Consider the following 7079-nt stretch of genomic DNA (forward strand, 5'->3'; position numbering starts at 1 on the left):
GCTCCTGGAACTCCTTCCTCTGGCCGCTGCTGATCGGCCAGGACCGCGACTTCCGCACGGTGCAGGTGGCCCTGAGCCAGTTCATGTCCTCGCAGCGGATCGACATGCCCCAGCTCTTCGTCGGCGCCGCCGTGGCCATCCTGCCCGTGCTGGGCGTGTTCCTGTTCCTGCAGCGCTACCTGGTGCAGGGCGTCGAGCGCTCCGGCATCGACTGACGTCCGGCAGGGTCCTCGACAGCCGGGGGCAGCCGCATCCGTGTCGCTTCTTGACACCCCCTGGGGCGCTTCGTACATTTCCCACACATTCGTCCGTGCTCGGGGTCGACTCAGGAGATCGATGTCGCTCCCGCCTGCCCGCCCCGTCCGCCGTCGCACCCTGCTGGGCAGCGGCATCGCCGTCGGCGCCCTGGTCCCGCTGGCCACCGTCACCACCCCGGCGGGCGCAGCCACCCACCAGCGACTGGCCACCGCCTCGGGCGACAAGCCCGCGGTCGCACGAGCTGTCCGGTTCCTGGCCGCCGTCACCGACGCGCACCACACCACCGGTCCACGACTGGCCCAGAGCTACTGCGACGGCTCGGGCCTGGACGACATCGCCTTCGTCTACGACAACGCACTCGCGCTGATCGCCCTGCTCGCGGCCGGCGACGTGAGGCACGCCCGGGCCATCGGTGACGCCCTGCTGTTCGCGCAGAGCCACGACGAGACCTTCACCGACTCGCGACTGCGTCAGGCGTATCACGCGGACACCTTCGTCAACGGCGCCGGTACGGAGAAGGAGACGGCCCACTTCGGCTGGGAGTTCGGGCTGGTCGGGACCGCCGTCGGCGACATGGCCTGGGCGGGCATCGCGCTGGCCCAGCTGGCCCGCAAGACCGGAGTGGCGGCGTACCGGCAGGGCACGCTGGCCATCGGCCGGTGGATCCACGAGAACACCTACTCCGACGACGGCCTGGGCGGCTACACCTTCGGGGAGACCGCCGACCTGACCGAGCACAAGTCCACCGAGCACAACATCGACGTCTACGCCTACTTCCGGCTGCTGGCCAAGCTCACCGGCGACAGCACCTGGACCGCCCGTGCGGCCCACGCGTGGGCGTTCGTCACCAGGGTCTGGAACGCCGACGACGGCTACTTCTGGACCGGCTCCGACGACGGCACGAAGATCAACCAGACGCCGGCACAGCGACCGCTCGACGTCCAGACCTGGTCGTGGCTCGCGGCGGCCAAGCCGGGCTACGCCGCGGCCCTGGACTGGGCGGCCGGCAACCTCGCCACCACCGACACCCCGGTGCGGGCCAACTCCGCCCTCACCGGCCACCAGAGCGTCCGCGGGGTGGCGTTCGCCAGCGGCTCCCTGACCACCGACACGGAGACGACGATCGGCAACCTCGACTACACCCCGAAGCCGGACGACTGTGCCGTCTGGTTCGAGGGCTCCGCCCAGCTGACGGTCGCCCTGCGCGACCGGGGGCACGCGGGCGACGCCGCCGCGGCCGCCGACCTGCTCACCCAGCTGCGGTTCGCCCAGCGTGAGCTCGGTCGCGGACAGGTCTTCGGTGGCGCCCGGGTGGAGGGGGGGATCGTCGCGGCGTCCTCGCCGATGGACACCGGGTTCCAGTTCGGCTACTTCGCGAACCTGCACGTCGGGGCGACCGCCTGGTACGTCTTCGCCGCGACCGGCACGAACCCGTACTGGTATCTCTGACCTGTGATGTCTCTCATGCCCGGCTTGACCAATCCACCGGAATGGTCCTCATCACCACCGGCACCACAGGTCTGATACCAGTAGCCGGACGCCTGGGTCGGCTCTGCCGGTCAGGAGCGTCGAGCTCGGGCTTGATACCAGTTCCCGCCCCTCAGGTCGGGAGGGCTGCTCCCTATTCTTCCGGTGCGGTTCGGTGACGGCGATTTCCCGTCAATGGTGATTTCTCCGGCCCGATTACGCCGTAAACTCATTCCCAGGCACCGGTAGCGGTGCAGATCCACCGCCCGCACCAGGGCGGTGTGGAGCTCGCCAGATGCTGGCGGTCTTCTCGGGGGCAGGTCCACACCAGGTGTGCAGCGCGTCCCCTTGGCAGTGTTGCCGCGCACGTAGCGGACCGCCTCCCTGCGCGCCCCACCTCCCCTCGGGACCCGAACCGGTCCGCGACGGTGGTGCGGCGCGTCCCGGGTCGGCACGTCGTGCACCCTTCCCGCCGACGCGAGACCCGTGGAGACCATGTCCCGACCGAAGCACGACTACGCCCGCGTGGACCGCCACGTACCCCGCACCCGGCGGGCCGAGACGGCCAACCCGTACCCGCCCGTCCTCATCCTGATCACCCTGGTCGCCACCCTGGGGATCCTGCGCTACGCCGCCTTCCTGCTCACGCCGGGCAACCGTGGCAACCTGCTCCCCTACCTGCTGGTGGTGACGGCCGAGCTGATCCTGGTCGCCCACGCCCTGCTGTCGGGATGGACGATCCTCACCGGCACCAAGGGCCCGCGCGACTTCCCGTTCTACGAGGCCAAGACCGGTCTCTTCGACCGCAAGGCGATCAAGGCCGCGGGGCTGAAGAACCGCCCCGAGCTCTGGCCGATCGTGATGGACGGCCGCGAGATCACCGTCGACGTCTTCATCCCCGTGTACGGGGAGGACCCCGCCGTCATCCGTCGCACCGCGGCCGCGGCCGTGGCGCTCCAGGGCCGGCACCGTACCTGGATCCTCGACGACGGCCGGTCCGAGGAGGTCAAGGCCCTGGCGGCCGAGCTCGGCTGCTTCTACATCCGCAGGCTGAGCGGCGGCGGCGCGAAGGCCGGCAACATCAACCACGCCCTCTCCATCGCCAAGGGCGAGCTGTTCTGCGTCTTCGACGCCGACTTCGTGCCCAAGCCGAACTTCCTGGTCGAGACCGTCCCGTTCTTCGTCGACGAGCACGTCGCGTTCGTCCAGACGCCGCAGGTCTACGGCAACCTCCGCTCGATGATCGCCCGCGGCGCCGGCTACATGCAGACCGTCTTCTACAAGTTCGTGCAGAGCGGCCGCAACCACTTCAACGCCGCCTTCTGCGTCGGCACCAACGTGATCTACCGTCGCGCCGCCGTCGACGACGTCGGCGGGATCTACACCGACTCCAAGTCCGAGGACGTCTGGACCTCGCTGATGCTGCACGAGCGCGGCTGGCGGACCATCTACATCCCGACCGAGCTCGCCGTCGGCGACGCGCCCGAGACGATCGAGGCCTACACCAAGCAGCAGCTGCGCTGGGCGACCGGCGGCTTCGAGATCATGCTGACCCACAATCCGCTGAGCCCGCGGCACAAGCTGACCATGGACCAGCGGCTGATGTACCTGGTCACCGCGACCCACTACCTGACCGGGATCGCGCCCGGGCTCCTGCTGCTGGTGCCGCCGCTGGAGATCTTCTTCGACCTGCGGCCGGTCAACCTCGACATCAGCCTCACCACGTGGGCGATCTACTACGCCGGCTTCTACCTGATGCAGATCCTGCTGGCCTTCTACACCCTCGGCTCGTTCCGTTGGGAGGTGCTGATGCTGGCCGCCGTGTCCTTTCCGATCTACCTGCAGGCGCTGTTCAACGCCTTCGTCGGGAAAGAGCAGAAGTGGCACGTGACGGGGGGCAAGAACAAGCCCGAGTCACCGTTCAACTTCATCATTCCGCAGGTGCTGACCTTCGTTTTCCTGGCCCTCACCTCCGTCGTCGCCATCTGGCGCGACATCGACAACAGCCAGCTGACCCTGGCCACCGGTTGGAACGTCACGAACACCCTGATCCTCGCCGTCTTCATGGTGGTGGCGTTCAAGGAGTCGACACGCAGCCGCCGGGAGCACCGGGCCGTGACCGTCAACGCGCCCGTGACCTCGATCCCTGAGGTGGCCGCCACGCCCGAGCCGGTGTCGACCGGCGACGGCTGGCTCTGGCACCCCGTCCCCTCGCCCACCGTCGACCGCGACGACCTCGTCCTCGCCCGGCGCGCCCAGAAGGAAGTTCTCGCATGACGATTCTGGCCGGTCGCGCTCCCCGCTCCGCGGTCCTGAGCTCCCCCCGATCTCACTCGTGCGTCCCGATGTCGGGCGACGGCGTTCTCCGCCGCGCCAGCCGGACGCGTCACCCGACATCCCTCCTCATTCCCGAGAGGCTCTGCTCATGACCTGGACCAACCGACTCCGGCTGAGTGCCGGACTGCTCGCCGTCATCGCGCTCGTCGCCGCCCTGACGGTCGTGTTCAACCAGCGCCAGCACCAGGCCCAGAGCCTGACCGCCACCGTCAGCACCAACTCCTACGACGTCGGAGCCGGCTACGGCGGCACCGTGGTCAAGCAGTACGTCGAGGAGAACGACATCGTCGCGGTCGGCGACAAGCTCTTCACCATGCAGAGCCCGGCGCTCTCCCAGGACGTGGCCAACAAGGTCAAGGTCACGAGCACCGAGGCCTACAACGTGAGCACCAAGAAGGGCACGATCACCTACAAGGCGACCGTGGCCGGCCAGGTCGAGCAGCTCGGCGCCCGGCTGGGCACCACGCTGACCGGCGGGCAGCCGTTCGCCAAGATCACCGTCACCGGCTCACAGTTCGTGCAGGCGCAGTTCCTGCTCACCCCGCGCGACTACGAGCGGGTCCAGGTCGGTGCAGCGGTCTCGATCCTGCTGCCCGACAACGACAAGGTCGAGGGCACCGTCAGCACCATCAAGGTCTCGACCCAGCAGGGCAACGCCGCTGCCGACATCCGCGTCGACAGCCCGGACCTGGCGGACCCCGACCTGAGCACCCTCACCCGGACCGGCACTCCGGTCGTCGCCACCGTGCAGCTGCGCGACGACGGCCCGCTGGCCGGCACCCACGACGCCGCCTTCGCCTTCCTCCGGCAGATCGGCCTGCAGTGACCGCTCGGCGGCGCGCCGGCCTGCGGAGGCCCGTCCTCGAGCTGGCCGTCGCCTTCGCGGTCGCCCTGGGCGCGGTGGGCTGCAGCTCCCAGCCCGGCCCGACCCCGGGCGGCAGCACCTCCGCCCCGACCGGCAGCTCGGGGGCGGTGCTGCCCGCCGACCAGGTGCGACCGCTGGTCGACGGTGTCGCGCACCGCACCGTCAAGCCCCTGGCGACCACCCGGCTGGCGGCGGGCCTGGTGCCGCCGACCAACCGGTGGTTCTCGGGTCTGGTCTTCGGTGACCAACCGCAGCCGGTCTTCCCGCTACCCCTGTCGTTCGGCCTCTCCGCCTCGGGCTACCAGCTCGGCCTGCCCCGGGTGACCGCGACGGCCAAGACGGTCACCGGCGGTTTCCAGCCGGACCTGGCGGTCGACGCCGGTGCCGCGTCCTCCCGCGTCAGCGCCTACGACACCGCCACGGTGACCCTGGATCAGCTCGACGGCGGCGGTACGACGATCAGCCGGACCGTCCTCGCCGAGGGCTCGCCCTTCGTCTCCACCACCGCGGTCCGCGCCGGCTCGCTGACGGTGCCGTTGGCGTTCACCCGCTCGGGTGAGGTCTGGACCGCCACCGTCGGGCCGACCCACTACGGCCTCGTCGTGCACGGCGGGTCGTCGGTGGCGTCCTCGGGCGCCACCACCACCGTCACGCTGCCGAAGGACGCGACCGCCACCTGGTTCGCCGTCCCGGACGGCGGCTCGGCCGAAGCCCTGGGAGCACTCGCCTCCCCGGTCACCGGCAGTGCTCTGAGCTACCGGGTCGGAACGGACCAGGTCAGCACCACCGTCTCGTACCGGTCCGCCGGCGACACCGCCGTGGCGATCCTCCCGCACCAGAAGCGTGGGCTGGCCGCCGGCACCTCTTGCGACCTCGGCACGTACGCCAGCATCTACGGCACGATGACGCTCTGCACGGTCACCGACCTGACCTGGGACAGCCCGACCACCACCGCACCGAGCCAGCTCGACCTGACCGGCCTGCGCGACGACGAGCGAGCCGAGCTCCGCGACCAGGTCACGTCCGACGTCAAGGCCACGCCCGCCTTCCCGGCCGACACCTACTACGGCGGCAAGGCGCTCTACCGGGCGGCCATGCTCTACCAGCTGGCCCGACAGGTGGGCGCGGACCAGGCCGCGGCCGACATCAGGTCGCGGCTGACCACCACCATGGCGCAGTGGACCGACCCGCAAGGCTGCACGACGCGCTCGTCGTTCTGCTTCGTCTACGACGAGGCGGCCCACGGCCTGGTGGGGCTGACCCCGTCCTTCGGCTCGGACGAGTTCAACGACCACCACTTCCACTACGGCTACTTCCTCTACACCGCCGGGGTGCTGGCCGCGGACGACCCCGACCTGGCGCAGAAGTACGCCCCGGTGATGAACCTGCTGGCCGCCGATCTGGCCTCGGCCGGCGGCAACGGGCTCTTCCCCGACCAGCGGGTCTTCGACGCCTACGCCGGGCACTCCTGGGCCTCGGGCACCGCACCCTTCGCGGACGGGAACAACCAGGAGTCCAGCTCCGAGGCCGTCACCGCCTGGACGGGGCTGAGCCTGTGGGCCGCCGCCAGCGGCAACGAGGCGCTGCGGACCGAGGCGACCTGGCTGGCCTCCGCCGAGGCCGAGTCGGCGACCACCTACTGGACCGACGTCGACCGAGCCGACCCGGCGTTGAAGGGCTACGGGCACCAGATCGTGTCGCTGAACTGGGGCGGCAAGCGCGACTACGGCACCTGGTTCTCCGCCGAGCCGGCGGCGATCCTGGGCATCCAGCTGATCCCGATGAGCCCGGCCGCGGGCTACCTGGCCGGCGACCCGAAACAGATCGACGCCAACGTCGCTGAAGCAACGGGAGGAGCGGACGCGACGGGCGGCAGGTTCGACCAGCACTTCGGTGACTACCTGCTGATGTACTCCGCCCTGGCCGGGGAGAGCCAGCGCACCGCCGCCCTGGCCAAGGCCCGGACCCTGGACTCTCAGTGGATCGACGACGGCGACAGCCGGTCCTACCTGCTGGCCTGGCTGATGTCGGCCCGTTCCTGAACCACCGAGGAGTCAGTCCTTGGTTGGCTGGGTGGTGGCGAGCGCGGCCACGAAGGCCTCCTGGGGGACCTCGACGCGGCCGACCATCTTCATCCGCTTCTTGCCCTCCT

General features: G+C 70.1%; 4 protein-coding genes and 1 pseudogene. All 5 read left to right on the forward strand.

What is annotated here, in order from left to right; translation table 11 throughout:
• A pseudogene (locus tag ACFE7W_RS20875) lies at positions 1-215 on the forward strand (carbohydrate ABC transporter permease); the annotation flags it as partial.
• A 121-nt stretch (positions 216-336) separates the two neighbouring features.
• On the forward strand, positions 337-1707 hold the full coding sequence (locus ACFE7W_RS20880) for a hypothetical protein (RefSeq protein ID WP_375426757.1): 1371 nt from the start codon (positions 337-339) through the stop codon (positions 1705-1707).
• 513 nt (positions 1708-2220) lie between these two features.
• Entirely contained in the window at positions 2221-4002 is a 1782-nt protein-coding gene (locus ACFE7W_RS20885) for a glycosyltransferase family 2 protein (protein ID WP_375426760.1), read from the forward strand.
• Between the two features lie 148 nt (positions 4003-4150).
• Positions 4151-4888: an HlyD family efflux transporter periplasmic adaptor subunit gene (locus ACFE7W_RS20890; protein ID WP_375426758.1), complete on the forward strand. Its 738-nt coding sequence runs from the start codon at positions 4151-4153 to the stop codon at positions 4886-4888.
• Positions 4885-6969 (forward strand): glycosyl hydrolase, encoded by a 2085-nt coding sequence (locus ACFE7W_RS20895; protein ID WP_375426759.1) that lies wholly within the window; start codon positions 4885-4887, stop codon positions 6967-6969. The genes ACFE7W_RS20890 and ACFE7W_RS20895 overlap by 4 nt, the downstream gene beginning before the upstream one ends.
• Positions 6970-7079 lie beyond the last annotated feature (110 nt).

Origin of the sequence: uncultured Friedmanniella sp., from assembly GCF_964244285.1 — a bacterium.
Taxonomy (GTDB): Bacteria; Actinomycetota; Actinomycetes; order Propionibacteriales; family Propionibacteriaceae; genus Microlunatus.

Excerpts from the sequence above, each read along its gene's own strand:
- ACFE7W_RS20880 (WP_375426757.1), top strand. The coding sequence starts at position 337 with ATGTCGCTCCCGCCTGCCCGCCCCGTCCGCCGTCGCACCCTGCTGGGC.
- ACFE7W_RS20885 (WP_375426760.1), top strand. The coding sequence starts at position 2,221 with ATGTCCCGACCGAAGCACGACTACGCCCGCGTGGACCGCCACGTACCC.
- ACFE7W_RS20890 (WP_375426758.1), top strand. The coding sequence starts at position 4,151 with ATGACCTGGACCAACCGACTCCGGCTGAGTGCCGGACTGCTCGCCGTC.